The 25707-nt window shown below is 70.6% G+C and carries 25 protein-coding genes; 24 read left to right on the top strand and 1 reads right to left on the bottom strand.

Translation table 11 applies throughout. From position 1 onward, the window contains the following. Positions 1-48 precede the first annotated feature (48 nt). From J2N69_RS05535 to nusB, 13 genes are all read left to right on the top strand, one after another. The gene (locus J2N69_RS05535) at positions 49-507 is read left to right on the top strand and encodes a DUF948 domain-containing protein (RefSeq protein ID WP_205035912.1); all 459 of its coding nucleotides are present in this window, start codon (positions 49-51) and stop codon (positions 505-507) included. A 7-nt stretch (positions 508-514) separates the two neighbouring features. Then, positions 515-871 carry a DUF6167 family protein gene (locus tag J2N69_RS05530; RefSeq protein ID WP_230899735.1) on the top strand — a complete coding sequence of 119 codons (357 nt, stop codon included), beginning with the start codon at positions 515-517 and terminating at the stop codon, positions 869-871. Beyond that, the gene (alaS, locus tag J2N69_RS05525) at positions 871-3540 is read left to right on the top strand and encodes an alanine--tRNA ligase (RefSeq protein WP_230899734.1); all 2670 of its coding nucleotides are present in this window, start codon (positions 871-873) and stop codon (positions 3538-3540) included. Before J2N69_RS05530 ends, alaS begins: the two co-directional genes overlap by 1 nt. After that, on the top strand, positions 3540-4025 hold the full coding sequence (ruvX, locus tag J2N69_RS05520) for a Holliday junction resolvase RuvX (RefSeq protein WP_230899733.1): 486 nt from the start codon (positions 3540-3542) through the stop codon (positions 4023-4025). The genes alaS and ruvX overlap by 1 nt, the downstream gene beginning before the upstream one ends. Before the next feature lie 124 nt (positions 4026-4149). Next, positions 4150-6018 carry an endolytic transglycosylase MltG gene (mltG, locus tag J2N69_RS05515; protein ID WP_230899732.1) on the top strand — a complete coding sequence of 623 codons (1869 nt, stop codon included), beginning with the start codon at positions 4150-4152 and terminating at the stop codon, positions 6016-6018. Next, entirely contained in the window at positions 6015-6845 is an 831-nt protein-coding gene (locus J2N69_RS05510; RefSeq protein WP_230899731.1) for a shikimate dehydrogenase, read from the top strand. Before mltG ends, J2N69_RS05510 begins: the two co-directional genes overlap by 4 nt. Positions 6846-7016: 171 nt before the next feature. After that, positions 7017-8201: a chorismate synthase gene (gene aroC, locus J2N69_RS05505; protein ID WP_230899730.1), complete on the top strand. Its 1185-nt coding sequence runs from the start codon at positions 7017-7019 to the stop codon at positions 8199-8201. Continuing rightward, complete coding sequence (locus J2N69_RS05500) at positions 8198-8713, top strand: shikimate kinase (RefSeq protein ID WP_230899729.1); 516 nt, start codon at positions 8198-8200, stop codon at positions 8711-8713. Before aroC ends, J2N69_RS05500 begins: the two co-directional genes overlap by 4 nt. Further along, positions 8710-9807: a 3-dehydroquinate synthase gene (aroB, locus tag J2N69_RS05495; RefSeq protein ID WP_230899728.1), complete on the top strand. Its 1098-nt coding sequence runs from the start codon at positions 8710-8712 to the stop codon at positions 9805-9807. The genes J2N69_RS05500 and aroB overlap by 4 nt, the downstream gene beginning before the upstream one ends. A gap of 151 nt (positions 9808-9958) precedes the next feature. Then, positions 9959-10864 (top strand): Pro-rich N-terminal domain-containing protein, encoded by a 906-nt coding sequence (locus J2N69_RS05490; RefSeq protein WP_230899727.1) that lies wholly within the window; start codon positions 9959-9961, stop codon positions 10862-10864. A gap of 102 nt (positions 10865-10966) precedes the next feature. Then, on the top strand, positions 10967-12073 hold the full coding sequence (locus J2N69_RS05485; RefSeq protein ID WP_230899726.1) for an aminopeptidase P family protein: 1107 nt from the start codon (positions 10967-10969) through the stop codon (positions 12071-12073). 57 nt (positions 12074-12130) lie between these two features. After that, entirely contained in the window at positions 12131-12697 is a 567-nt protein-coding gene (gene efp, locus J2N69_RS05480) for an elongation factor P (RefSeq protein ID WP_127909823.1), read from the top strand. Between the two features lie 2 nt (positions 12698-12699). Continuing rightward, positions 12700-13134, top strand: a complete 435-nt coding sequence (nusB, locus tag J2N69_RS05475) for a transcription antitermination factor NusB (RefSeq protein ID WP_230899725.1) — start codon at positions 12700-12702, stop codon at positions 13132-13134. Positions 13135-13325: 191 nt separating this feature from the next. Here the strand turns inward: nusB and bldD are convergent, their stop codons facing one another. Beyond that, complete coding sequence (gene bldD / locus J2N69_RS05470; protein ID WP_055698930.1) at positions 13326-13826, bottom strand: transcriptional regulator BldD; 501 nt, start codon at positions 13824-13826, stop codon at positions 13326-13328. A gap of 224 nt (positions 13827-14050) precedes the next feature. Between bldD and pyrR the strand changes: the two genes are divergently transcribed. From pyrR to rpoZ, 11 genes are all read left to right on the top strand, one after another. Beyond that, complete coding sequence (pyrR, locus tag J2N69_RS05465) at positions 14051-14623, top strand: bifunctional pyr operon transcriptional regulator/uracil phosphoribosyltransferase PyrR (protein ID WP_127909821.1); 573 nt, start codon at positions 14051-14053, stop codon at positions 14621-14623. Positions 14624-14710: 87 nt separating this feature from the next. Beyond that, the gene (locus J2N69_RS05460) at positions 14711-15694 is read left to right on the top strand and encodes an aspartate carbamoyltransferase catalytic subunit (RefSeq protein ID WP_230899724.1); all 984 of its coding nucleotides are present in this window, start codon (positions 14711-14713) and stop codon (positions 15692-15694) included. Positions 15695-15699: 5 nt separating this feature from the next. Continuing rightward, positions 15700-16986, top strand: coding sequence for a dihydroorotase (locus J2N69_RS05455; RefSeq protein ID WP_230899723.1), 1287 nt, complete (start codon positions 15700-15702; stop codon positions 16984-16986). Further along, positions 16983-17552 carry a PH-like domain-containing protein gene (locus J2N69_RS05450; protein ID WP_230899722.1) on the top strand — a complete coding sequence of 190 codons (570 nt, stop codon included), beginning with the start codon at positions 16983-16985 and terminating at the stop codon, positions 17550-17552. The genes J2N69_RS05455 and J2N69_RS05450 overlap by 4 nt, the downstream gene beginning before the upstream one ends. Next, complete coding sequence (carA, locus tag J2N69_RS05445) at positions 17549-18700, top strand: glutamine-hydrolyzing carbamoyl-phosphate synthase small subunit (RefSeq protein ID WP_230899721.1); 1152 nt, start codon at positions 17549-17551, stop codon at positions 18698-18700. The genes J2N69_RS05450 and carA overlap by 4 nt, the downstream gene beginning before the upstream one ends. Beyond that, positions 18693-22001 carry a carbamoyl-phosphate synthase large subunit gene (gene carB / locus J2N69_RS05440; protein ID WP_230899720.1) on the top strand — a complete coding sequence of 1103 codons (3309 nt, stop codon included), beginning with the start codon at positions 18693-18695 and terminating at the stop codon, positions 21999-22001. The genes carA and carB overlap by 8 nt, the downstream gene beginning before the upstream one ends. A 118-nt stretch (positions 22002-22119) precedes the next feature. Further along, positions 22120-23226, top strand: coding sequence for a quinone-dependent dihydroorotate dehydrogenase (locus J2N69_RS05435; protein ID WP_230899719.1), 1107 nt, complete (start codon positions 22120-22122; stop codon positions 23224-23226). Continuing rightward, positions 23223-24089, top strand: a complete 867-nt coding sequence (gene pyrF / locus J2N69_RS05430; RefSeq protein WP_230899718.1) for an orotidine-5'-phosphate decarboxylase — start codon at positions 23223-23225, stop codon at positions 24087-24089. Before J2N69_RS05435 ends, pyrF begins: the two co-directional genes overlap by 4 nt. 266 nt (positions 24090-24355) lie before the next feature. Then, complete coding sequence (locus J2N69_RS05425; RefSeq protein WP_005319887.1) at positions 24356-24679, top strand: integration host factor; 324 nt, start codon at positions 24356-24358, stop codon at positions 24677-24679. Positions 24680-24717: 38 nt separating this feature from the next. Beyond that, a complete protein-coding gene (gene gmk / locus J2N69_RS05420) occupies positions 24718-25311 on the top strand; it encodes a guanylate kinase (protein ID WP_230899717.1) in 594 nt (197 codons plus the stop codon). Between the two features lie 59 nt (positions 25312-25370). Further along, on the top strand, positions 25371-25643 hold the full coding sequence (gene rpoZ, locus J2N69_RS05415; RefSeq protein ID WP_005319902.1) for a DNA-directed RNA polymerase subunit omega: 273 nt from the start codon (positions 25371-25373) through the stop codon (positions 25641-25643). Positions 25644-25707: the final 64 nt, after the last annotated feature.

Below are 25707 nucleotides of genomic sequence, written 5' to 3'. Positions count from 1 at the left end.
GATGTTCAGGGACGATGTCTCGGACGATGTCTCAGGGAGCGGTGCCAAGTGTCCGGTGGAGAGGTTGCCGGGATTCTGGTGGCCGTCTTCTGGGCGATCCTGGTCTCCTTCCTCGCGGTGGCACTGGCGAGGCTGGCCCAGACGCTCAGGGCGACCACCAAGCTCGTCGCGGACGTGACCGAACAGGCCGTCCCCCTGCTGGCAGACGCCTCATCGGCGGTGCGCTCCGCGCAGACGCAGATCGACCGCGTCGATGCCATCGCCTCCGACGTCCAGGAGGTCACGTCGAACGCCTCGGCGCTCTCCAGCACGGTCGCCTCCACCTTCGGCGGCCCGCTCGTCAAGGTGGCCGCGTTCGGCTACGGCGTGCGCCGGGCCATCAGCCGCAAGGCCGGCCCCGAGACGAAGGACATGCCCGCCAAACCGTCCCGTCGTACGGTGATCGTGGGCCGCACCGTCCCCTCCGCACGGCAGAGGAAGCGGGACAACCGGAATAAGAGGGACTGACGCAGCGATGTTCCGCCGTACGTTCTGGTTCACCGCGGGCGCAGCCGCCGGCGTATGGGCCACCACCAAGGTCAACCGCAAGCTCAAGAAGCTGACGCCCGAGAGCCTCGCCGCGCAGGCGGCGAACAAGGCGATCGAGGCGGGTCACAAGCTGAAGGACTTCGCGCTCGACGTCCGCGACAACATGGTCGAACGCGAGGCCGAACTGGGCGAGGCCCTCGGGCTCAACGCCCACCCCGACGCCGCCCTGCCCGCCGGGCGCCGCTTCGCGGTCATCGAGAACACCACACACGACAGCGACAACAAGAAGACGCAGTACCTCGGCACGCCGAGGCACTCGTACAACCGGAATGAGGACCACTGATGGAGTCGGCTGAAATCCGCCGCCGCTGGCTGAGCTTCTTCGAGGAGCGCGGGCACACCGTCGTCCCTTCGGCGTCGCTCATCGCCGACGACCCGACTCTGCTCCTGGTCCCCGCGGGCATGGTGCCCTTCAAGCCCTACTTCCTCGGCGAGGTCAAGCCGCCCGCGCCGCGCGTGACCAGCGTGCAGAAGTGCGTGCGTACGCCCGACATCGAAGAGGTCGGCAAGACCACGCGGCATGGCACGTTCTTCCAGATGTGCGGCAACTTCTCGTTCGGCGACTACTTCAAGGAAGGCGCCATCGAGCTGGCCTGGGAGCTGCTCACCGGCTCCGTGGCCGACGGCGGCTTCGGCCTCGACCCCGAGCGCCTGTGGATCACGGTCTACCTCGACGACGACGAGGCCGAGCAGATCTGGCGCGAGAAGATCGGCGTCCCGGCCGAGCGCATCCAGCGCCTGGGCAAGAAGGACAACTTCTGGTCCATGGGCGTCCCCGGCCCCTGCGGCCCCTGCTCCGAGATCAACTACGACCGCGGCCCAGAATTCGGCGTCGAGGGCGGCCCGGCCGTCAACGACGAGCGGTACGTCGAGATCTGGAACCTCGTCTTCATGCAGTACGAGCGCGGCCAGGGCACCTCGAAGGAGGACTTCGAGATCCTCGGCGAGCTGCCGACCAAGAACATCGACACCGGCCTCGGCCTCGAACGTCTCGCCATGATCCTGCAGGACGTGCGGAACATGTACGAGACCGACACCCTGCGCGTCGTCATGGACAAGGCCACCGAGCTGACCGGCGTGCGCTACGGCGCCGACCACGGCTCGGACGTCTCCCTGCGCGTGGTCGCCGACCACATCCGTACGTCCGCCATGCTCATCGGCGACGGCGTCACGCCCGGCAATGAGGGCCGCGGATACGTCCTGCGCCGCATCATGCGCCGCGCGATCCGCAACATGCGCCTGCTCGGCGCCACCGGCCCGGTCGTCAAGGACCTCATCGACGTCGTCATCGACACGATGGGCCTCCAGTACCCCGAACTGATCACCGACCGCAAGCGCGTCGAGACCGTCGCCCTCGCCGAAGAGGCCGCCTTCCTCAAGGCCCTCAAGGGCGGCACGAACATCCTCGACACCGCCGTCACCGAGACCAAGGCCGCGGGCGGCAAGGTCCTCTCCGGCGACAAGGCGTTCCTGCTGCACGACACGTGGGGCTTCCCCATCGACCTCACCCTGGAGATGGCCGCCGAGCAGGGCCTTTCCGTGGACGAGGACGGCTTCCGCCGTCTGATGAAGGAGCAGCGCGAGCGCGCCAAGGCCGACGCGCAGGCCAAGAAGACCGGCCACGCCGACCTGCACGCCTACCGCGAGATCGCCGACGCCGCGGGCGCCACCGACTTCACGGGCTACTCCCTCACCGAGAACGAGGCCGTGATCGTCGGCCTGCTGGTCAACGGCGTCTCCTCGCCCGCCGCCACCGAGGGCGACGACGTCGAGATCGTCCTCGACCGCACCCCGTTCTACGCCGAGGGCGGCGGCCAGATCGGCGACACCGGCCGCATCCGCCTCGACAGCGGGGCCATCGTCGAGATCCGCGACGTGCAGAAGCCGGTCCCCGGCGTGCACGTCCACAAGGGTGTCGTCCAGGTCGGCGAGATCACCGTCGGCGCCCCGGTGTGGGCCTCGATCGACTCGCACCGCCGCCGCGCCATCGCCCGCGCCCACTCCGCCACGCACCTCACCCACCAGGCGCTGCGCGACGCGCTCGGCCCCACGGCCGCCCAGGCCGGTTCGGAGAACCAGCCCGGCCGCTTCCGCTTCGACTTCGGTTCGCCGTCCGCCGTGCCCACGGCCGTGATGACGGACGTCGAGCAGAAGATCAACGAAGTCCTCGCCCGCGAGCTGGACGTCCAGGCCGAGGTCATGTCGATCGACGACGCCAAGAAGCAGGGCGCCATCGCCGAGTTCGGCGAGAAGTACGGCGAGCGCGTGCGTGTCGTCACCATCGGCGACTTCTCCAAGGAGCTGTGCGGCGGTACGCACGTCCACAACACCGCCCAGCTCGGCCTGGTGAAGCTCCTCGGCGAGTCCTCCATCGGCTCGGGCGTGCGCCGCATCGAGGCCCTGGTCGGCGTCGACGCGTACAACTTCCTCGCCAAGGAGCACACGGTCGTCGCCCAGCTTCAGGAGCTGGTCAAGGGCCGCTCCGAGGAACTGCCCGAGAAGATCTCCGGCATGCTCGCGAAGCTGAAGGACGCCGAGAAGGAGATCGAGAAGTTCCGCGCGGAGAAGGTCCTCGCGGCCGCCGCCGGTCTCGTGGAGTCCGCCAAGGACATCCGCGGCGTCGCCCTCGTCACCGGCCAGGTGCCCGACGGCACGGGCGCCGACGACCTGCGCAGGCTCGTCCTCGACGTGCGCGGCCGCATCCCCGGCGACCGCCCCGCCGTGGTCGCCCTGTTCACGACGGCCAACGGCAAGCCGCTCACGGTCACCGCCACCAACGAAGCCGCCCGTGAGCGCGGCCTCAAGGCCGGCGACCTGGTCCGTACGGCCGCCAAGACCCTCGGCGGCGGTGGCGGCGGCAAGCCGGACGTCGCCCAGGGCGGCGGCCAGAACCCGGCCGCGATCGGCGACGCCATCGCCGCCGTCGAGCGCCTCGTCACCGAGACGGCCTGATGACCGAGCCTGCCCAGGGCATGCGCAGGGGCCGGCGGCTCGCCATCGACGTCGGTGACGCCCGGATCGGGGTCGCCTCGTGCGACCCCGACGGCATCCTCGCCACGCCGGTGGAGACCGTGCCGGGACGCGATGTCCCGGCCGCCCGGCGCCGACTGAAGCAGCTCGTCGACGAGTACGAGCCGATCGAGATCGTCGTCGGCCTCCCTCGCTCCCTCAACGGGCGCGAGGGCCCGGCGGCCGCGAAGATCCGTCTGTTCACCCAGGAACTCGCCCGCCTGGTCGCCCCCATTCCGGTGCGGCTGGTAGACGAGAGGATGACCACAGTGACGGCCAGTCAGGGGCTGCGCGCCTCGGGCGTGAAGTCCAAAAAGGGCAGGTCCGTCATCGATCAGGCGGCAGCCGTGATCATCCTCCAGCAGGCCCTGGAGTCCGAACGGGCGTCAGGGAAGGCCCCCGGCGAGGGCGTCGAAGTGGTCATCTGATCGCGATACGGTAACGTTCCGCGCGATGCGGCGGCGTTCGAACAGCTGCCGCACAGCATCAAGAGGCGGAACGGTTGCCCGGCCATCCCAACGGCGGCCCCGCCTCGCGGCATGTAGGGGATCGATGACTGAGTATGGCCGGGGCCCAGGCTCCGAACCGTGGCATCCGGAGGACCCGTTGTACGGGGACAGCGGATGGGGAGGCCAGCAGCCCGCGGGCGGCCGGTCCCCCTACGGCGGCCAGGGGCAGTACCACCAGCCGCATCAGCATCAGCAGCCGCAGCACGGCCAGTCGCAGCAGCCGCAGTACGGCGGCGACTGGAACACGGGGCAGCAGCAGGCCGCGTACGGCGCGCAGGGGCACGAGGGCGGGCGCCAGCAGTACGAGGGCGGCGGCTCCGCCCAGGCGTACAACGGCCCTGACAACGGCTACAACGGCGGCTCGGACCAGGGGCACGACGGCGGCGCCGACCGGCACTACGACGGCGGCTCCGGCCAGAACTACGACGGCGGGCTCGACCAGGGGTACAACGGCGGCTCCGACCAAGGCTACGGCGGAGGCTCCGGGCAGCATCACCACGGCGGCGGCCAGGACGGGCCCAACGGCGGCTGGGACACCGGGCAGCAGCAGGGGCAGGTCCCCTACACCGACCCGATGGACCCCTACGCCGGCCAGCAGGCCGGGTACGGCCAGGAGGGCCCCGACTACTACGCCACCCCCGACGCCTACGCACCCCCGGAGCCGCCGACCCGCCGTCGGCCCGAACCGGACCCCGAGGCGGCGTCCGACGCCGAGACCGACTGGGACCCCGGGCCGGACCGCGGCGAGCACGCCTTCTTCGCGGACGGCGAGGACGCGGACGACGACGAAGAGCCCGGCCGTCGTGGTCGGCGCGGCGGCCGCGGCGGCAAGAAGCAGAAGAAGGGCCGCAACGGCTGCGCGTGCCTGGTCGTGACCCTCGTCTTCGCGGGAGGCCTCGGCGGGGTCGGCTACTTCGGCTACCAGTTCTACCAGGACCGTTTCGGCACGGCGCCGGATTACTCGGGCGACGGTACGGGCTCGGTCACCGTGGACATCCCCGAGCAGTCCCTCGGCTATGCCATCGGTCAGAAGCTCAAGGAAGCCGGTGTCGTCAAGAGCGTCGACGCCTTTGTCTCCGCCCAGGGGCAGCACCCGCAGGGCAAGACCATTCAGGCGGGCGCATACGTCCTCAAGAAGCACATGTCGGCGGCGAGCGCCGTCGAATTGATGCTCAGCCCCAAGAGCCGCGCCAACCTCATCATCCCCGAGGGCAGGCGGAACGCGTACGTCTACAAAAAGATCGACGAGCGCCTCAAGGTGTCCCCGGGCACGACGGAAAAGATCGCCAAGAAGGAATGGAAGACCCTCGGTCTTCCGGAGTGGGCCAACACCAACAAGGACATCAAGGACCCGCTGGAAGGATTCCTCTTCCCCTCCAGCTATCCGGTCGCCCCGGGGCAGAAGCCCGAGGACGTCCTGAAGAAGATGGTCGCCCACGCCAACAAGAAGTACGACGAACTGGGCCTCGCGTCGAAGGCCGCCGAGCTGAACCTGCAGAACCCGCTGGAAGTCCTCACGGTGGCGAGCCTGGTCCAGGCGGAGGGCAAGCACAAGCACGACTTCGACAAGGTCGCGACGGTCGTCTACAACCGCCTCAAGCCCAACAACACCGAGACGTACGGCCTGTTGGACTTCGACTCCACGGTGAACTACCTCAGGGGCGAGTCTAAGCTCGCCATCGGCTCGGTCGACGATCTGCGCAAGATCAAGGACCCGTACAACACCTACAAGGTCAAGGGCCTGCCGCCCGGACCGATCAGCAACCCCGGCGAAGTGGCATTGAATTCGGCGCTGCATCCGGCCAAGGGGGACTGGTACTACTTCGTCTCGGTCAGCGAGGACAAGACGCTCTTCGCCGAGACCAATGAAGAGCAGAACCGCAACCGCGAGAAATACCTGAAGGGGCAATGAGCGCGCCACAGCGTCGAGCCGCCGTCCTCGGCTCCCCGATCGCCCACTCCCTCTCCCCGGTGCTGCACCGGGCCGCTTATGAGGAACTCGGGCTGACCGACTGGACGTATGACCGTTTCGAGATCGACGAGGCGGCGCTGCCCGGATTCATCGGGGAACTCGGCCCGGAATGGGCGGGGCTTTCCCTGACGATGCCATTGAAGCGGGCGGTGATTCCGCTGCTCGACGAGGTCAGCGGAACCGCCGCCTCCGTCGAGGCCGTGAACACGGTGGTGTTCACCGAGGACGGCCGGAAGGTCGGCGACAACACCGACATCCCCGGCATGGTCGCCGCCCTGCGCGAACGCGGCATCGAGCAGGTCGACTCCGCCGCGATCCTCGGCGCCGGCGCCACCGCCTCCTCCGCGCTCGCCGCGCTCGCGCGGATCTGCACCGGCGAGGTCGTCGCGTACGTACGCAGTGACGCCCGCGCGGCCGAGATGCGGCAGTGGGGCGAGCGGCTCGACGTCGAGGTCAGGACCGAGGCCTGGGAGGACGCCCGCGAGGCGCTGAGCGCGCCGCTGGTGATCGCCACCACCCCGGCGGGTGCCACGGACGCGCTCTCCGGCCTGGTGCCCGAGCGTCCGGCGACCCTCTTCGACGTGCTGTACGACCCGTGGCCCACCGAGCTGGCGGCCCGCTGGTCGGCGTACGGCGGGGCGGTCGTCAGCGGACTCGACCTGCTCGTGCACCAGGCGGTGCTCCAGGTCGAGCAGATGACCGGACGCCGTCCCGCGCCGCTGGACGCGATGCGCAAGGCGGGGGAGCACGCGCTCGCCGAGCGGTAGCCCCGGGACGGGCCGACGCCGTGTCCGAGAGATGGGCGCGGCGTCCGCCTGGTGGACCGCGGGCCGATGGTGCCCCGCGGACGTGGGAGGATCGGGGGCGGCGGGCCAGGGCCGCGCACCCGGCCGCGCCGTCGAAGACCGCAGTTCCAGGCGCGAGCATGAGGAGCACCGTTGAGCAGGTTGCGCTGGCTGACCGCTGGGGAGTCCCACGGACCCGCACTTGTCGCCACGCTGGAGGGACTTCCCGCCGGCGTGCCGATCACCACGGAGATGGTGGCGGACCACCTGGCCCGGCGGCGGCTCGGCTATGGACGCGGCGCCCGCATGAAGTTCGAGCGCGATGAGGTCACCTTCCTCGGCGGCGTCCGGCACGGCCTGACCATGGGCTCGCCGGTCGCGATCATGGTCGGCAACACCGAGTGGCCCAAGTGGGAGCAGGTCATGTCGGCCGACCCGGTCGACCCGGCCGAACTCGCCGAGCTGGCCCGCAACGCCCCGCTGACCCGCCCCCGCCCCGGCCACGCCGACCTCGCCGGCATGCAGAAGTACGGCTTCGACGAGGCCCGGCCGATCCTGGAGCGCGCCTCCGCCCGCGAGACCGCGGCGCGCGTCGCACTCGGCGCGGTGGCCCGCTCGTACCTCAAGGAGACGGCCGGCATCGAGATCGTCAGCCATGTGACGGAGCTGGCGGCCGCCAAGGCTCCCTACGGCGTCTACCCGACCCCCGCCGACGTCGAGAAGCTCGACGCCGATCCCGTGCGCTGCCTGGACGCCGACGCGTCGAAGGCGATGGTCGCGGAGATCGACCAGGCCCACAAGGACGGCGACACCCTCGGCGGCGTCGTCGAGGTTCTCGCCTACGGCGTGCCCGTCGGCCTCGGCTCGCACGTGCACTGGGACCGGCGGCTCGACGCCCGTCTCGCCGCCGCGCTCATGGGCATCCAGGCCATCAAGGGCGTCGAGGTCGGCGACGGCTTCGACCTCGCGCGCGTGCCCGGCTCCAAGGCGCACGACGAGATCGTCACCACCGAGGACGGCATCAAGCGCACCTCCGGCCGCTCCGGCGGCACCGAGGGCGGCCTGACCACCGGTGAACTGCTGCGCGTGCGTGCCGCGATGAAGCCCATCGCGACCGTGCCGCGCGCCCTCGCCACCATCGACGTGGCCACCGGTGAGGCCGCCAAGGCGCACCACCAGCGCTCCGACGTGTGCGCCGTGCCGGCCGCCGGCATCGTCGCCGAGGCCATGGTCGCGCTCGTCCTCGCCGACGCCGTCGCGGAGAAGTTCGGCGGCGACAGCGTGCCCGAGACCCGGCGCAACGTCCGCTCGTACCTCGACAACCTCCAGATCCGGTGAGCGGCCCGCAGGTCGTCCTGATCGGCCCCATGGGCGTCGGCAAGACCACGGTCGGCGAGCTGCTCGCCGACCGGCTCGGCACCGCCTTCCGGGACACCGACGCCGACATCGTCGCCGCCCAGGGCCGCGAGATCGCGGACATCTTCGTCGACGAGGGCGAACCGTACTTCCGCGAGCTGGAGCGCGAGGCGGTCCGCGCCGCCGTCCAGGAGCACACCGGCGTCCTCGCGCTCGGCGGCGGCGCGATCCTCGACGAGTCGACGCGCGCCCTGCTCGGCGCGCACCCCGTCGTCTACCTCTCGATGGACGTCGAGGAGGCCGTCAAGCGCACCGGCCTCAACCAGGCGCGCCCGCTGCTCGCCGTCAACCCGCGCAAGCAGTGGCGCGAGCTGATGGACGCCCGCCGCCATCTGTACGCCGAAGTCGCCCGCGCGGTCGTCGCCACCGACAACCGCACCCCCGAAGAGGTCGCCCAGGCGGTCCTCGACGCACTGGAGTTGAAGGAAGCATGACGACGGAGCAGACCCCCACCCGCATCCACGTCGGCGGCACCGCCGGCACGGGTCCGTACGAGGTCCTGGTCGGTCGGCAGCTCCTCGGCGAGCTGCCCGGCCTCATCGGCGACCAGGTCAAGCGCGTCGCGGTCATCCACCCCGAGGCGCTCGCCGAGACCGGCGACGCGCTGCGCCAGGACCTCGCCGACCAGGGGTACGAGGTCGTCGTCATCCAGGTGCCCAACGCCGAGGAGGCCAAGACCGCCGAGGTCGCCGCGTACTGCTGGAAGGCCCTCGGCCAGTCCGGCTTCACGCGCAGCGACGTCATCGTCGGCGTCGGCGGCGGGGCCACCACCGACCTCGCCGGGTTCGTCGCCGCGACCTGGCTGCGCGGGGTGCGCTGGATCGCCGTACCGACCACGGTGCTCGGCATGGTCGACGCGGCCGTCGGCGGCAAGACCGGCATCAACACCGCCGAGGGCAAGAACCTCGTGGGCTCCTTCCATCCGCCCGCCGGGGTCCTGTGCGACCTCGCGGCGCTCGACTCGCTCCCGGTGAACGACTACGTCTCCGGGCTCGCGGAGATCATCAAGGCCGGATTCATCGCCGACCCGGTCATCCTGGAACTCATCGAGGCCGACCCGCAGGCCGCCCGCACGCCCGCCGGGCCGCACACCGCCGAGCTGATCGAACGCTCCATCAGGGTCAAGGCCGAGGTCGTCTCCAGCGACCTCAAGGAGTCGGGCCTGCGCGAGATCCTCAACTACGGGCACACCCTCGCGCACGCCATCGAGAAGAACGAGCGCTACAAGTGGCGGCACGGCGCCGCCGTCTCCGTGGGCATGCTCTTCGCGGCCGAACTCGGCCGCCTCGCCGGGCGCCTGGACGACGCGACCGCCGACCGGCACCGCGCCGTGCTGGAGTCGGTCGGTCTGCCGCTGACCTACCGCTACGACCAGTGGCCCAAGCTCCTGGAGACCATGAAGGTCGACAAGAAGTCCCGCGGTGACCTGCTGCGCTTCATCGTCCTGGACGGTCTCGGCAAGCCGACCGTCCTGGAGGGCCCCGACCCGGCGGTGTTGCTCGCCGCGTACGGCGAAGTCGGGCAGTAGCGCGCTTCTCGTGGCCCTTCGATCCGGCCACGGGCACTTCAGCGCGTCCCCGGCCGTTCACACAACGGCGGCCGGGGACGGTACCGTTCGGTAACGGGCGGCCCGGCCGCCGCCCGACCAGCGTCAGTCGCACGAGACGGAGTGGCACCGGATGCAGCACGCAGTGGGGTCTCCGCTGCCGCCGCCCCATCAGCCGGGGCACGGACCGGCCGCCGGCTGGTCCCCGGCCGCACATCACCCGCCGGGGGCTCCGCAGCCCCCCGCACCGGGCTTCACGGGCCATCCCGGCGCCCCGCACCCCCAGGTGCAGGCCCCGGGCCACGTGCCCGAGGCCCCGGCACCGCCGCCCCGTCCGCAGGGCCAGGCGCCCGCGACCCTTCAGCTGGGGCCGGGCCCCGTGCCACCGGTCCCTGACACCACGGGGCACGTCCAGCTGCCGCCCGGTGGCCCCGTAGCGATGCCGAGCCCCCCGCCGGGCACGGCACAGGCCGACTCCGGGGCCACCACGCTCGCGGTGCTGCTCATCGGCCCCGCGGGCGCGGGCAAGACGAGCGTGGCGAAGTTCTGGGCGGAGCACCGGCGTGTGCCGACGGCCCACATCAGCCTCGACGACGTACGCGAATGGGTCCGCTCCGGGTTCGCCGACCCCCAGTCGGGCTGGAACGACCACTCGGAGGCGCAGTACCGCCTGGCCCGCCGCACCTGCGGCTTCGCCGCGCGGAATTTTTTGGCGAACGGCATATCGTGCATCCTCGACGACGCGGTCTTCCCCGACCGCCCCGTCGTGGGCCTCGGCGGCTGGAAGCGCCACGTGGGCCCCGGCCTGCTGCCCGTCGTGCTCCTGCCGGGCCTGGAAGTCGTCCTGGAGCGCAACGCCGAGCGCAGCGGCAACCGCCGCCTCAGCGACGAGGAAGTGGCCCGCATCCACGGCCGCATGGCCGGCTGGTACGGCTCGGGCCTGCCCATCATCGACAACTCCCAGATGGACGTCCCCGCCACGGCCCGCGTCCTGGACGACGTCCTGGCCCGCGCCATCGCGAGCCCGCCGCAGTGGTAGGGCGGGGCCCCGCGCGGCCGTGAGGAGCCGTGGAGCAGGGCCCACCGCCCGGTCGGACGCGCTGACCGGGCCGGGGCGCCGCGGCGCTCATAGGCTCGCCCCATGTCAGAGGTGTACGCGGTCCGCAGGGAGCGGGTGAGGGAGCGGAGCGCCGCCGGTGGTGGTGCGGCGGCGCTGATCTCCCGGCCCGCCAACGTCCGCTATCTCGCCGGAGCGGCGCCCCGCGGCGCCGTGCTCCTGGTCGGCACGGACGAAGACGTCCTGCTGTGCGGGCGCCCACCCGGCGACCTGCCGGGCGAGGGACGGGCCGACGAGGCGCTGCGGACCCGGCTGCTTCCCGCGCCGGGCGCCGATCCGGCCGTCGCGGGGGCCGAGCTGGCGGCCGCCGGCGGAGCCGAGTCGCTGGCCGTCGAGGAGCACCATCTGACGGTGGCCCGGCACCGGGCGCTCCGTTCGGTCGCGCCAGGGCTGCGGCTGGTGGACCTCGGCGGCGCGGTGGAGCAGCTGCGGTTCGTCAAGGACGAGGAGGAGATCTCCTGTCTGCGGGTCGCCGCGGAGATCGCCGACCAGGCGCTGGGGGAGCTGCTCGAGTCCATCCTCGTCGGGCGTACGGAGCGCCACCTGGCGCTGGAGCTGGAGCGGCGGCTGGTGGACCACGGCGCGGACGGCCCCGCCTTCCCCACCTCGGTCGGCACCGGGCCGAATTCCGGCAAGGGCGGCCACCGGCCCACCGACCGCCGGGTGGAGGAGGGTGACTTCCTCTCCGTCTGCCTGGGCGCGAGCTACCGCGGATACTGCTGCGAGATCGGCCGTACGTTCGTCATCGGGACCTCTCCCGCGGACTGGCAGATCGAGCTGTACGATCTCGTCTTCGCCGCTCAGCGGGCGGGCAGGGAGGCCCTCGTACCCGGTGCGGCCTGCCGTGACGTGGACCGCGCGGCACGTCACGTACTGGACTCGGCGGGGTATTCGGAAGGGCTCGCTCCACTGACGGGACACGGGGTGGGGCTCGAAATCGACGAGGACCCGCAGTTGGCGCCCTCGGCCATGGGTAAACTGGACGCTTGCGTGCCGGTCACCGTCGAACCGGGGGTTCACCTCCCTGGCCGGGGTGGTGTCCGGATCGATGACACGCTCGTCGTGCGCCCCGAGGCGGACGGCGGACCCGAGCTACTCACCATCACGACCAAGGAACTGCTCGCGCTCTAGCGCGCGTGCCCGACCGGGGTCGTCCACCAGTCAGTCAGTGCAGGAGATTCCGCAACCGTGGCTTCCACGAACGACCTCAAGAACGGCCTGGTGCTCAAGCTCGAAGGCGGCCAGCTCTGGTCCGTCGTCGAGTTCCAGCACGTCAAGCCCGGCAAGGGCCCGGCCTTCGTGCGCACCAAGCTCAAGAACGTGCTCTCCGGCAAGGTCGTCGACAAGACGTTCAACGCCGGCGTCAAGGTCGAGACGGCCACGATTGACAAGCGCGACATGCAGTTCTCCTACATGGACGGCGAGTACTTCGTCTTCATGGACATGGAGACCTATGACCAGCTGCACGTCGACAAGAAGGCCGTCGGCGACGCCGCCAACTTCCTGATCGAGGGCTTCACCGCCACCGTGGCGCAGCACGAGGGCGCGGTGCTCTTCGTCGAGCTGCCCGCCGCCGTCGAGCTCGTCATCCAGGAGACCGAGCCGGGCGTCCAGGGCGACCGCTCCACCGGTGGCACCAAGCCCGCCACCCTGGAGACCGGCCACCAGATCCAGGTGCCGCTCTTCATCACCACCGGCGAGAAGATCAAGGTCGACACCCGCACCAGCGACTACCTCGGCCGGGTGAACAGCTAACCGTGGCTGCTCGTAACACGGCCCGCAAGCGCGCCTTCCAGATCCTCTTCGAGGCGGACCAGCGCGGTACGGACGTCCTGACGGTCCTCGCCGACTGGGTGCGCCACTCGCGGTCCGACACCCGGCAGCCGCCGGTGAGCGAGTACACGATGGAGCTCGTCGAGGGATACGCGGAGCATGAGCGCCGCATCGACGAACTCATCTCGCAGTACGCCGTCGGATGGACCCTGGACCGCATGCCGGTCGTCGACCGGAACATCATTCGGCTCGGCGCCTACGAACTGGTCTGGGTCGACGGCACCCCCGACGCGGTGGTCCTCGACGAGGCGGTCCAGCTCGCCAAGGAGTTCTCCACCGACGAGTCGCCGTCCTTCGTCAACGGCCTGCTCGGGCGCTTCAAGGACCTGAAGCCGTCCCTGCGCCGGGACGAGGCGTAAGGCTTCTCCCGTACGTCACCGCCGGGGCCCGCAGCGATCGCTGCGGGCCCCGGCGGTTTCTCCGTCCCGGGTTTTCGGCGGGGAGGCCCGGGGAATTGCTCCGGAATAGCGAAAAACCGCCGGGGTGGCCACAGCCAAAAGGCTGTGGCCACCCCGGCGGCACGTTTCTGCTGGGGTTTTCGCGGGAAGGGTCAGACCTCTTCGTGGGCCACGGCGCGGCGCGCGTCGGCGTCCAGGACGCCCCAGCTGATGAGCTGCTCGGTCAGGACCGAGGGGGACTGGTCGTAGATGACGGCGAGGGTGCGCAGGTCGTCCTGGCGGATCGAGAGCACCTTGCCGTTGTAGTCACCGCGCTGCGACTGGATCGTGGCGGCATACCGCTGGAGCGGGCCCGCCTTCTCCGCCGGCACGTGGGCCAGGCGCTCCAGGTCGAGGACGAGCTTCGGCGGCGGCTCGGCGGCGCCACCAGGAGCCGTACCGGGCAGCAGCTCCTGCACGGGGACGCCGTAGAAGTCCGCGAGCTCGGCGAGGCGCTGCACGGTCACGGCACGGTCACCGCGCTCGTACGACCCCACCACGACCGCCTTCCAGCGTCCCTGGGACTTCTCCTCGACGCCGTGGAGGGAAAGGCCCTGCTGGGTACGGATCGCGCGGAGCTTGGCCCCGAGCTGCTTGGCGTATTCGCTGGACATATAGCTCCCCGGACGCTGCGACAATCATGCGGCTCCGCCGCGTGGCTGGTAACTCACTGTGAGGTTACGCAGCGTTACTTGCCTGCGTCAAGCCGAATGGTCCGTACCGCCCCTTCAGTGGAGGCCGATGACGTGTTCGGCCATCAGTACTGGTAGTGTGACTGGCGCAATTTCGACGTCCTTTAATGTCCGTCCCGTGAGGCGGAGAAGGAGGTCCGTTTCATATGGACACGCAAGGCTCCAAAGACTCCGTTGTCGCGCGCCCCGTACTCGAAGGGCCCGACATCGCGCGGGTGTTGACCCGCATCGCCCACGAGATCGTCGAGCGCGCCAAGGGCGCCGACGACGTGGTCCTCCTCGGCATTCCCACCCGCGGCGTCTTCCTCGCCCGCCGGCTCGCCGCCAAGCTCGAAGAGATCACCGGCAGCAAGATCCCGGTCGGCTCCCTCGACATCACCATGTACCGCGACGACCTGCGCATGCACCCGCCGCGCGCGCTGGCCCGCACCGAGATCCCCGGCGACGGCATCGACGGCCGCCTGGTCGTCCTCGTCGACGACGTGCTCTTCTCCGGCCGCACCATCCGGGCCGCCCTCGACGCGCTGAACGACATCGGGCGCCCGCGCGCGGTGCAGCTCGCCGTACTCGTCGACCGGGGCCACCGCGAACTGCCCATCCGCGCCGACTACGTAGGCAAGAACCTCCCCACGTCGCTGCGGGAGACGGTCAAGGTGCAGCTCACCGAGGAGGACGGCCGCGACGCCGTGCTGCTCGGCGCCAAGTCCGCTTCCGCTTAAGGACCGGCTTCCCTCCGCACGGGGCCCAGGGCGCGACCCTGCGCGCCCGCGTGCCCGCACACCTCCACACACCGGAGTACCCCCCCGATGATGCGACACCTCATCTCGGCCGCCGACCTCTCCCGCGACGACGCCGTCCTGATCCTCGACACGGCCGAGGAGATGGCGCGGGTGGCCGACCGGCCGATCAAGAAACTGCCCGCCCTGCGCGGGCGCACCGTGGTCAACCTCTTCTTCGAGGACTCCACCCGGACCCGGATCTCCTTCGAGGCCGCCGAGAAGCGCCTCTCCGCCGACGTCATCAACTTCGCCGCCAAGGGGTCGTCCGTCTCCAAGGGCGAGTCCCTCAAGGACACCGCCCAGACCCTGGAGGCGATGGGCGTCGACGCCGTCGTCATCCGGCACGGTGCCTCCGGCGCGCCCTACCGCCTGGCCACCTCCGGGTGGATCGACGCCGCCGTGATCAACGCCGGCGACGGCACCCACCAGCACCCCACCCAGGCCCTGCTCGACGCCTTCACCATGCGGCGCCGCCTCGTCGGGCCCGACGAGGGCCTCGGCAAGGACCTCGCGGGCAAGCGCATCACCCTCGTCGGCGACGTCCTGCACAGCCGCGTGGCCCGCTCCAACGTCGACCTGCTGCACACCCTCGGCGCCGAGGTCACCCTGGTCGCCCCGCCCACCCTGGTGCCGGTCGGCGTCGAGCAGTGGCCCTGCGAGGTCTCGTACGACCTGGACCGCGTCCTCGCGAAGTCCGACGCCGTGATGATGCTGCGGGTGCAGCGCGAGCGCATGAACGCCGCGTTCTTCCCCACCGAGCGCGAGTACTCGCGGCGCTACGGCCTGGACGGCGAGCGCATGGCGAAGATGCCGGAGCACGCCATCGTCATGCACCCCGGCCCGATGGTCCGCGGCATGGAGATCACCGCCGAGGTCGCCGACTCCGACCGCTGCACGGTCGTCGAGCAGGTCGCCAACGGCGTCTCCATCCGGATGGCCGTCCTCTATCTGCTTCTGGGCGGCAACGAGCCCGCCGTCACCCCCCGCCCCACCGGTTCCGAGGAGAAGTAACGACCATGAGCAAGATCCTGATCCGTGGTGCGAAGGTGCTCGGCGGCGAGGCGCAGGACGTCCTGATCGACGGCGAGACCATCGAGGCCGTCGGCGCGGGGCTCTCCGCCGAGGGCGCCACCGTGATCGAGGCCGGGGGCAAGGTGCTGCTGCCGGGCCTCGTCGACCTCCACACCCACCTGCGCGAGCCGGGCCGCGAGGACTCCGAGACCGTCCTGACCGGCACGCGCGCCGCCGCCTCCGGTGGCTATACCGCCGTCTTCGCCATGGCCAACACCTTCCCCGTCGCCGACACCGCCGGCGTCGTCGAGCAGGTCTACCGCCTCGGCAAGGAGTCCGGCTACTGCGACGTGCAGCCCATCGGCGCCGTCACCGTCGGCCTGGAGGGCAAGAAGCTCGCCGAGCTGGGCGCCATGCACGAGTCCGCCGCCGGCGTCACCGTCTTCTCCGACGACGGCAAGTGCGTCGACGACGCGGTGATCATGCGGCGCGCCCTGGAGTACGTGAAGGCCTTCGGCGGCGTCGTCGCCCAGCACGCCCAGGAGCCGCGGCTCACCGAGGGCGCCCAGATGAACGAGGGCGTCGTCTCCGCCGAGCTGGGCCTCGGCGGCTGGCCCGCCGTCGCCGAGGAGTCGATCATCGCCCGGGACGTCCTGCTCGCCGAGCACGTCGGATCGCGCGTCCACATCTGCCACCTGTCGACCGCCGGGTCCGTGGAGATCGTCCGCTGGGCCAAGTCGCGCGGCATCGACGTGACCGCCGAGGTCACCCCGCACCACCTGCTCCTCACCGACGAGCTGGTCCGCTCGTACAACCCGGTCTACAAGGTCAACCCGCCGCTGCGCACCGAGCGCGACGTCATGGCGCTGCGCGAGGCCCTCGCCGACGGCACCATCGACATCGTGGCCACCGACCACGCCCCGCACCCGCACGAGGACAAGGACTGCGAGTGGGCCGCCGCCGCCATGGGCATGGTGGGTCTGGAGACCGCGCTCTCCGTCGTCCAGCAGACGATGATCGAGACCGGCCTGCTGACGTGGGAGGCGGTCGCCGACCGCATGTCCTTCAAGCCGGCGAAGATCGGCCGCGCCACCGGCCACGGCCGCCCCGTCTCGCCAGGTGAGCCCGCGAACCTCGTCCTGGTCGACGCCGATTACCGTGGGGAAGTGGACCCCGCGGGCTTCGCCTCGCGCAGCCGCAACACTCCCTATGAGGGCCGCGAGCTGCCGGGCCGCGTCACGCACACCTGGCTCCGGGGCCGGCCCACGCTCGTCGACGGGAAGCTCGCGTGACAACTCTTCTGCAACTGGCCGCCGAGAAGGAATCGGCGGACGTGACCGACTGGGCCGCACGGCTCGGCTGGGTCGTCGGACTGCTGCTCTTCATCGCGCTCGTCTACTGGCTGATGCGCGAGGGCTGGAAGTGGCGTGGCACGCTCCAGGGCGACCTGCCCGAGCTGCCCGCCGCGCCGTCCGAGCCCGGCCCGGCCAGACTTGAGCTGAGCGGCCGCTACCACGGCTCCACCACGGCGGGGCAGTGGCTCGACCGCATCGTGGCGCACGGCCTGGGCACCCGAAGCCGCGTCGAGCTGACGCTCACCGACGCGGGGCTCGACGTCGTACGCCCCGGGGCGAGCGACTTCTTCATCCCCGTCGGCCGACTGCGCGAGGCCCGTCTCGACAAGGGCATCGCCGGGAAGGTGCTCGCCGAGGGTGGACTGCTCGTCGTCACCTGGGAGCACGGCGGGAAGCTGCTCGACTCGGGCTTCCGCTCGGACCACGCGGCCGAGCAGGCCGAGTGGGTCGAGACCATCAACACCATGATCACAACCGCTACTACGGAAGGCATCGCACGATGACGACCTCCACTCGGGGAGCCGGCAAGGCTCCCGCCGTACTCGTCCTGGAGGACGGCCGCATCTTCCGCGGCCGTGCCTACGGGGCCGTGGGGGAGACCTTCGGCGAAGCGGTGTTCTCCACCGGCATGACCGGTTACCAGGAGACCCTGACCGACCCCTCCTACGACCGCCAGATCGTGGCCGCCACCGCCCCCCAGATCGGCAACACCGGCTGGAACGACGAGGACGACGAGTCGGGCCGCATCTGGGTCTCCGGTTACGTGGTCCGCGACCCCGCCCGCGTCCCCTCCAACTGGCGTTCGCGGCGTTCGCTCGACGACGAGCTGGTGAAGCAGGGCGTCGTCGGCATCTCCGGGATCGACACCCGCGCCCTCACCCGCCACCTGCGCGAGAGCGGCTCCATGCGCTCCGGCATCTTCTCCGGCGAGGCGCTGGCCGCCGACGACGAGCTGGTGGCCCGCGTCCAGGCGCAGCCCCAGATGAAGGGCGCCAGCCTCTACGAGGAGGTCGCCACCAAGGAGGCCTACGTCGTCCCGGCCGTCGGCGAGAAGAAGTTCACCGTCGCCGCCATCGACCTCGGCATCAAGGGCATGACCCCGCACCGGATGGCCGAGCGCGGCATCGAGGTGCACGTGCTGCCCGCGACCGCCACCGAGGAGGAGGTGTACGCCGTCGCCCCCGACGGAGTCTTCTTCTCCAATGGCCCCGGCGACCCGGCCACCGCCGAAGGACCGGTCGCGCTGATGACCGCCGTCCTCAAGCGGAAGACGCCGCTGTTCGGCATCTGCTTCGGCAACCAGATCCTCGGCCGCGCCCTCGGCTTCGGCACGTACAAGCTGAAGTACGGCCACCGCGGCATCAACCAGCCGGTGCAGGACCGCACCACCGGCAAGGTCGAGGTCACCGCGCACAACCACGGCTTCGCCGTGGACGCGCCGCTCGACAAGGTCTCCGACACCCCCTACGGGCGCGCTGAGGTCTCCCACGTGTGCCTCAACGACCAGGTGGTGGAGGGGCTCCAGCTCCTCGACCAGCCCGCGTTCAGCGTCCAGTACCACCCCGAGGCGGCCGCCGGCCCGCACGACGCCGCGTACCTCTTCGACCGTTTCGTATCGCTGATGACCGCAGAAGGAGCCCAGCGTGCCTAAGCGCACCGATATCCAGTCCGTCCTGGTCATCGGCTCCGGCCCGATCGTCATCGGTCAGGCCGCCGAGTTCGACTACTCCGGCACCCAGGCGTGCCGGGTCCTCAAGTCCGAGGGCCTGCGCGTCATCCTCGTCAACTCCAACCCGGCGACGATCATGACCGACCCGGAGATCGCCGACGCCACGTACGTCGAGCCGATCACCCCGGAGTTCGTCGAGAAGATCATCGCCAAGGAGCGCCCCGACGCGCTGCTGCCGACGCTGGGCGGCCAGACGGCCCTCAATACGGCGATCTCCATGCACGAGCAGGGCGTCCTGGAGAAGTACGGCGTCGAACTCATCGGAGCCAACGTCGAGGCGATCAACAAGGGCGAGGACCGCGACCTCTTCAAGGGCGTCGTCGAAGAGGTCCGCAAGAAGATCGGGCACGGCGAGTCCGCCCGCTCGTACATCTGCCACTCCATGGACGACGTCCTCAAGGGCGTCGAGGAGCTGGGCGGCTACCCCGTCGTCGTGCGCCCCTCCTTCACCATGGGCGGCGCCGGCTCAGGCTTCGCCCACGACGAGGAGGAGCTGCGCCGCATCGCCGGGCAGGGCCTGACCCTCTCGCCGACCACCGAGGTGCTCCTGGAGGAGTCCATCCTCGGCTGGAAGGAGTACGAGCTGGAGCTGATGCGCGACAAGAACGACAACGTCGTGGTCGTCTGCTCCATCGAGAACTTCGACCCGATGGGTGTGCACACCGGCGACTCGATCACCGTCGCGCCCGCCATGACGCTGACCGACCGCGAGTACCAGATCCTGCGCGACGTCGGCATCGCGATCATCCGCGAGGTCGGCGTCGACACCGGCGGCTGCAACATCCAGTTCGCGGTCAACCCCGAGGACGGCCGGGTCATCGTCATCGAGATGAACCCGCGCGTCTCGCGGTCCTCCGCGCTCGCCTCCAAGGCCACGGGCTTCCCGATCGCGAAGATCGCCGCCAAGCTGGCCGTCGGCTACACCCTGGACGAGATCCCCAACGACATCACGGAGAAGACGCCGGCCTCCTTCGAGCCGACCCTCGACTACGTCGTCGTCAAGGCCCCGCGCTTCGCCTTCGAGAAGTTCCCGTCGGCGGACTCGACCCTGACGACCACCATGAAGTCGGTCGGCGAGGCCATGGCCATCGGCCGCAACTTCCCCGAGGCCCTCCAGAAGGCGCTGCGGTCGCTGGAGAAGAAGGGCTCGCAGTTCACGTTCGTGGGCGAGCCCGGCGACCAGAAGCAGCTCCTCGAAGAGGCCGTCCGCCCGACCGACGGCCGCATCAACTCCGTCATGCAGGCGATCCGCGCGGGCGCCACCCGGGAGGAGGTCTTCGACGCCACGAAGATCGACCCGTGGTTCGTCGACCAGCTCTTCCTGATCAAGGAGATCGCGGACGAGCTGGCCGCCGCCGACCACCTGGACGCCGATCTGCTCGCCGACGCCAAGCGGCACGGCTTCTCCGACGTCCAGATCGCCGAGATCCGCGGCCTGCGCGAGGACGTCGTCCGCGAGGTGCGCCAGACGCTCGGCGTGCGCCCGGTCTACAAGACGGTCGACACCTGCGCCGCCGAGTTCGCCGCGAAGACGCCGTACTTCTACTCCTCGTACGACGAGGAGAGCGAGGTCGCCCCGCGCGAGAAGCCCGCGGTGATCATCCTGGGCTCGGGCCCGAACCGCATCGGCCAGGGCATCGAGTTCGACTACTCCTGCGTCCACGCCTCCTTCGCGCTGAGCGACGCGGGCTACGAGACGGTGATGGTCAACTGCAACCCCGAGACCGTCTCCACGGACTACGACACCTCCGACCGGCTCTACTTCGAGCCGCTCACCCTGGAGGACGTCCTGGAGATCGTCCACGCCGAGGCGCAGGCCGGGCCGATCGCGGGTGTCGTCGTCCAGCTCGGCGGCCAGACCCCGCTCGGCCTCTCGCAGGCCCTCAAGGACAACGGCGTCCCGATCGTCGGCACCTCGCCCGAGGCCATCCACGCCGCCGAGGACCGCGGCGCGTTCGGCCGCGTGCTCGCCGAGGCCGGCCTCCCCGCGCCGAAGCACGGCACCGCCACCACGTTCGCCGAGGCCAAGGCCATCGCCGACGAGATCGGCTACCCCGTCCTCGTCCGCCCGTCGTACGTGCTCGGCGGCCGCGGCATGGAGATCGTGTACGACGAGATCCGCCTCGCCTCCTACATCGAGGAGTCGACCGAGATCAGCCCCTCGCGGCCGGTCCTCGTCGACCGCTTCCTGGACGACGCGATCGAGATCGACGTGGACGCCCTCTACGACGGCACCGAGCTGTACCTCGGCGGCGTCATGGAGCACATCGAGGAGGCCGGCATCCACTCCGGCGACTCGGCGTGCGCGCTGCCCCCGATCACGCTCGGCGGCTTCGACATCAAGCGCCTGCGCGCCTCCACGGAGGCCATCGCCAAGGGCGTCGGCGTCCGCGGACTGATCAACATCCAGTTCGCCATGGCCGGCGACATCCTGTACGTCCTCGAAGCCAACCCGCGCGCCTCGCGCACCGTCCCCTTCACCTCGAAGGCGACCGCGGTGCCGCTGGCCAAGGCCGCCGCCCGGATCTCGCTGGGCGCGACCGTCGCCGAGCTGCGCGCGGAGGGCATGCTCCCCAAGCACGGCGACGGCGGCACGCTGCCGATGGACGCGCCGATCTCCGTCAAGGAGGCCGTCATGCCGTGGTCGCGCTTCCGCGACATCCACGGGCGCGGCGTCGACACCGTCCTCGGCCCGGAGATGCGCTCCACGGGCGAAGTCATGGGCATCGACTCGGTGTTCGGCACCGCGTACGCCAAGTCGCAGGCGGGCGCGTACGGTCCGCTGCCGACCAAGGGCCGCGCCTTCATCTCCGTCGCCAACCGTGACAAGCGCTCGATGATCTTCCCGGCGCGCGAACTGGTCGCGCACGGCTTCGAGTTGTTCGCCACCTCCGGCACGGCCGAGGTGCTCAAGCGCAACGGCCTGCCCGCCACGGTGGTGCGCAAGCAGTCCGAGGGCGTGGGCCCGAACGGCGAGAAGACCATCGTCCAGCTCATCCACGACGGCGGCGTCGACCTCATCGTCAACACCCCGTACGGCACCGGCGGCCGCCTCGACGGCTACGAGATCCGTACGGCCGCCGTGGCGCGCTCCGTGCCGTGCCTGACGACGGTCCAGGCGCTCGCCGCCGCCGTCCAGGGCATCGACGCGCTCAACCGCGGCGACGTCGGCGTCCGATCGCTCCAGGAACACGCGGAACGCCTGACCGCGGCCCGCGACTAGCAGCCCTGAGGGGGACACCGGAAACGGTGTCCCCCTCTTCATGAGGCCCTATTCGTGCGGCCCTCCTCATGGGGCGCTCTCCCCGTGAGGTCATGGGCTCTTTCTGAGGACACCGAACATGTACAAGCTCTTCTTCCACCTCGTCTTCCAGCGGATGGACCCGGAGCAGGCCCACCACTTGGCCTTCCGCTGGATTCGCCTCGCGGCCCGCGTCCCCGTCCTGCGCACGTTCCTCGCGGCCGGCCTCGCGCCCCGGTTCAGGGAACTGCGCACCGAGGCCCTCGGGCTGCGGATGCACGGCCCCTTCGGCCTCGCCGCGGGCTTCGACAAGAACGCCGTCGCGATCGACGGCATGTCGATGCTCGGCTTCGACCACATCGAGATCGGCACCGTCACGGGGGAGCCGCAGTCCGGCAACCCCAAGAAGCGGCTCTTCCGCCTCGTGCAGGACCGCGCGCTCATCAACCGCATGGGCTTCAACAACGAAGGCTCGGCGGCCGTGGCGGCCCGGCTGGCGGCCCGCAAGGCGGTCTTCAGGACCGTCGTGGGCGTGAACATCGGCAAGACCAAGGCCGTCCCCGAGGAGGAGGCCGCCGCCGACTACGTGAAGTCGACCGAGCGCCTCGCCCGCCACGCCGACTACCTGGTCGTCAACGTCTCGTCCCCGAACACCCCCGGGCTGCGCAACCTCCAGGCCACCGAGTCGCTGCGCCCGCTGCTGACCGCCGTCCGCGAGGCCGCCGACCACAGCGTGGAGGGCCGCCGCGTACCGCTCCTCGTGAAGATCGCCCCCGACCTGGCCGACGAGGACATCGACGCCGTCGCGGACCTCGCCGTCGAACTCGGTCTGGACGGCATCATCGCCACCAACACGACCATCGCGCGCGAGAGCCTCGGTTTGACATCCGAACCCACGCTGGTCAACGAGGTCGGCGGGCTCTCCGGAGCGCCCCTCAAGGCGCGCTCCCTGGAGGTCCTGCGCCGCCTCTACGCGCGCGTGGGCGACCGCATCACACTCGTGGGCGTCGGCGGCATCGAGAACGCCGAGGACGCCTGGCAGCGCATCCTCGCCGGCGCCACCCTCGTCCAGGGCTACAGCGCCTTCATCTACGAGGGACCCTTCTGGGCCCGCGCGATCCACAAGGGCCTCGCCGCGCGCCTGCGCACGAGCCCGTACGCCACCCTCGCCGACGCCGTCGGCGCCGACGTCAGGAGGTCCGCATGACCGCCCCGGAAACCCCTGCGAGCGCCCTGGAGCCCTTCGGCACCCGGCTGCGCCGCGCCATGGACGAGCGCGGCCCGCTCTGCGTCGGCATCGACCCGCACGCCTCGCTGCTGTCCGCCTGGGGGCTGGACGACGACATCGCGGGCCTGGAGCGGTTCACGCGGACCGTCGTCGAGACGCTCGCCGGGACGGTCGCGGTCTTCAAGCCGCAGAGCGCCTTCTTCGAGCGCTTCGGGTCGCGCGGCGTCGCCGTCCTGGAGAAGGCGGTCGCGGAGCTGCGCGAGGCCGGCGCCCTGGTCGTCATGGACGCCAAGCGCGGCGACATCGGCTCGACCATGGCCGCGTACGCCGAGACCTTCCTGCACAAGGACTCGCCGCTGTTCAGCGACGCGCTCACGGTCTCGCCCTACCTCGGCTACGGCTCCCTGAAGCCGGCCGTCGAACTGGCCCGCGAGAACGGCGCCGGGCTCTTCGTGCTCGCCCTCACCTCCAACCCCGAGGGCGCCGAGGTGCAGCACGCGCTGCGCGAGGACGGCCGCACGGTCGCGGCCACCGTCCTCGGGCACCTCGCCGACGAGAACGCCGGACAGGCGCCGCTGGGGTCCTTCGGGGCCGTCGTCGGCGCGACCCTGGGCGACCTCTCCTCGTACGACCTCGCCATCAACGGCCCGCTGCTCGCCCCCGGGATCGGTGCGCAGGGCGCGACCCCGGCGGATCTGCCGGGCGTCTTCGGGCAGGCCGTGCGCAATGTCGTGCCGAGCGTCAGCCGGGGTGTGCTGCGGTACGGACCGGATGCCGGGGGTCTGCGCGGGGCCGCGGAGCGCTTCGCGGACGAGATCCGGGCGGCGGTCGAGGCGGCGTGAGCGGGGCGGCGGAGCACTCGCGCGGTGCCCGCCGCCGACTCACCGGCGACTCACTGGCTCAAATCGGAGTCGATATGCCCGATATGTACGGCTCGACAGAGGCTGACCAGGACTTTTCGTCTGTTCTCGCTGACTCCAGCGGCCATGGCCGCTAGTCTCCGAGGGAGCCAACGGGCAAGCGCGTTGCACGTTGCTCCCCTGGTGTGGGGCGACTACGTTCCTCACCGGTCCGTATCCGACAGTTCGACATCCGAGGTGACGTAGGCGTGGCTCTTCCGCCCCTTACCCCTGAACAGCGCGCAGCCGCGCTCGAAAAGGCCGCCGCGGCTCGCCGGGAGCGGGCCGAGGTCAAGAATCGACTCAAGCACTCCGGCGCCTCGCTTCACGAGGTCATCAAGCAGGGTCAGGAGAACGATGTCATCGGCAAGATGAAGGTCTCCGCCCTCCTGGAGTCCCTGCCGGGCGTGGGCAAGGTCCGCGCCAAGCAGATCATGGAGCGTCTTGGCATCTCCGAGAGCCGCCGCGTGCGCGGTCTCGGCTCCAACCAGATCGCGTCTCTTGAGCGCGAGTTCGGCGGTGGCGCTGCCTGACGTTCTCAGGCACTCCTGAGAACCTGGATAATCGCTGCATGGCTGCAACATCCCGGGGGACGACCCCCGTACCCCCGGACGTACGTCCGCGGCTGACCGTGCTCTCCGGCCCCTCCGGGGTCGGCAAGAGCACGGTCGTCGCCCATATGCGCAAGGAACACCCCGAGGTCTGGCTCTCGGTCTCCGCCACCACGCGCAAGCCGCGCCCCGGTGAGAAGCACGGTGTCCAGTACTTCTTCGTCTCCGACGAGGAGATGGACAAGCTGATCGCCAACGGCGAGCTGCTGGAGTGGGCCGAGTTCGCGGGCAACCGCTACGGCACCCCGCGGCGTGCGGTCCTCGAACGCCTGGAGGCGGGCGAGCCCGTCCTCCTGGAGATCGACCTCCAGGGCGCACGCCTGGTGCGCGAGTCGATGGCCGAGGCCCAGCTGGTCTTCCTCGCCCCGCCGAGCTGGGACGAGCTGGTCCGCCGGCTCACCGGCCGGGGGACCGAGGCGCCCGAGGTCATCGAGCGCAGGCTGGCCGCGGCGAAGATCGAGCTGGCCGCCGAGGCCGAGTTCGACACGACCCTGGTCAACACCTCCGTCGAGGACGTGGCCCGTGAGCTGCTAGCCTTGATGAAAGTTCTTTGATCTGTACCCCCGTCTTGACTTCTGGTCATGACTCACTTGATCCCACCGGAAGGCAGAGCGTGTCCTCTTCCATCACCGCGCCCGAGGGCATCATCAACCCGCCGATTGATGAGCTGCTCGAAGCCACCGACTCGAAGTACAGCCTCGTGATCTACGCCGCCAAGCGCGCGCGCCAGATCAACGCGTACTACTCGCAGCTCGGTGAGGGCCTCCTGGAGTACGTCGGCCCCCTGGTGGACACCCACGTCCACGAGAAGCCCCTCTCGATCGCGCTCCGCGAGATCAACGCGGGCCTGCTGACGTCCGAGGCCATCGAAGGCCCCGCCCAGTAGGCGTTGTCCGTTCTTTCACCACAGGCCCGGCGGCGCGACCGCCGGGCCTGTGGTGTGTCATGGA

The organism is Streptomyces huasconensis (assembly GCF_021028635.1).
GTDB classification, from domain to species: Bacteria; Actinomycetota; Actinomycetes; order Streptomycetales; family Streptomycetaceae; genus Streptomyces; species Streptomyces huasconensis.
This window is presented reverse-complemented; position numbering and strand designations above follow the sequence as displayed.

Bases quoted from the DNA above. Each gene is read 5' to 3' on its own strand.
- alaS (WP_230899734.1), top strand. From the start codon at position 871: ATGGAGTCGGCTGAAATCCGCCGCCGCTGGCTGAGCTTCTTCGAGGAG.
- J2N69_RS05435 (WP_230899719.1), top strand. From the start codon at position 22,120: ATGTACAAGCTCTTCTTCCACCTCGTCTTCCAGCGGATGGACCCGGAG.
- carA (WP_230899721.1), top strand. From the start codon at position 17,549: ATGACGACCTCCACTCGGGGAGCCGGCAAGGCTCCCGCCGTACTCGTC.
- J2N69_RS05530 (WP_230899735.1), top strand. From the start codon at position 515: ATGTTCCGCCGTACGTTCTGGTTCACCGCGGGCGCAGCCGCCGGCGTA.
- mltG (WP_230899732.1), top strand. From the start codon at position 4,150: ATGACTGAGTATGGCCGGGGCCCAGGCTCCGAACCGTGGCATCCGGAG.
- J2N69_RS05485 (WP_230899726.1), top strand. From the start codon at position 10,967: ATGTCAGAGGTGTACGCGGTCCGCAGGGAGCGGGTGAGGGAGCGGAGC.
- pyrF (WP_230899718.1), top strand. From the start codon at position 23,223: ATGACCGCCCCGGAAACCCCTGCGAGCGCCCTGGAGCCCTTCGGCACC.
- ruvX (WP_230899733.1), top strand. From the start codon at position 3,540: ATGACCGAGCCTGCCCAGGGCATGCGCAGGGGCCGGCGGCTCGCCATC.
- gmk (WP_230899717.1), top strand. From the start codon at position 24,718: ATGGCTGCAACATCCCGGGGGACGACCCCCGTACCCCCGGACGTACGT.
- J2N69_RS05455 (WP_230899723.1), top strand. From the start codon at position 15,700: ATGAGCAAGATCCTGATCCGTGGTGCGAAGGTGCTCGGCGGCGAGGCG.
- bldD (WP_055698930.1), bottom strand. From the start codon at position 13,826: ATGTCCAGCGAATACGCCAAGCAGCTCGGGGCCAAGCTCCGCGCGATC.
- pyrR (WP_127909821.1), top strand. From the start codon at position 14,051: ATGGACACGCAAGGCTCCAAAGACTCCGTTGTCGCGCGCCCCGTACTC.
- J2N69_RS05490 (WP_230899727.1), top strand. From the start codon at position 9,959: ATGCAGCACGCAGTGGGGTCTCCGCTGCCGCCGCCCCATCAGCCGGGG.
- J2N69_RS05510 (WP_230899731.1), top strand. From the start codon at position 6,015: ATGAGCGCGCCACAGCGTCGAGCCGCCGTCCTCGGCTCCCCGATCGCC.
- aroB (WP_230899728.1), top strand. From the start codon at position 8,710: ATGACGACGGAGCAGACCCCCACCCGCATCCACGTCGGCGGCACCGCC.
- J2N69_RS05460 (WP_230899724.1), top strand. From the start codon at position 14,711: ATGATGCGACACCTCATCTCGGCCGCCGACCTCTCCCGCGACGACGCC.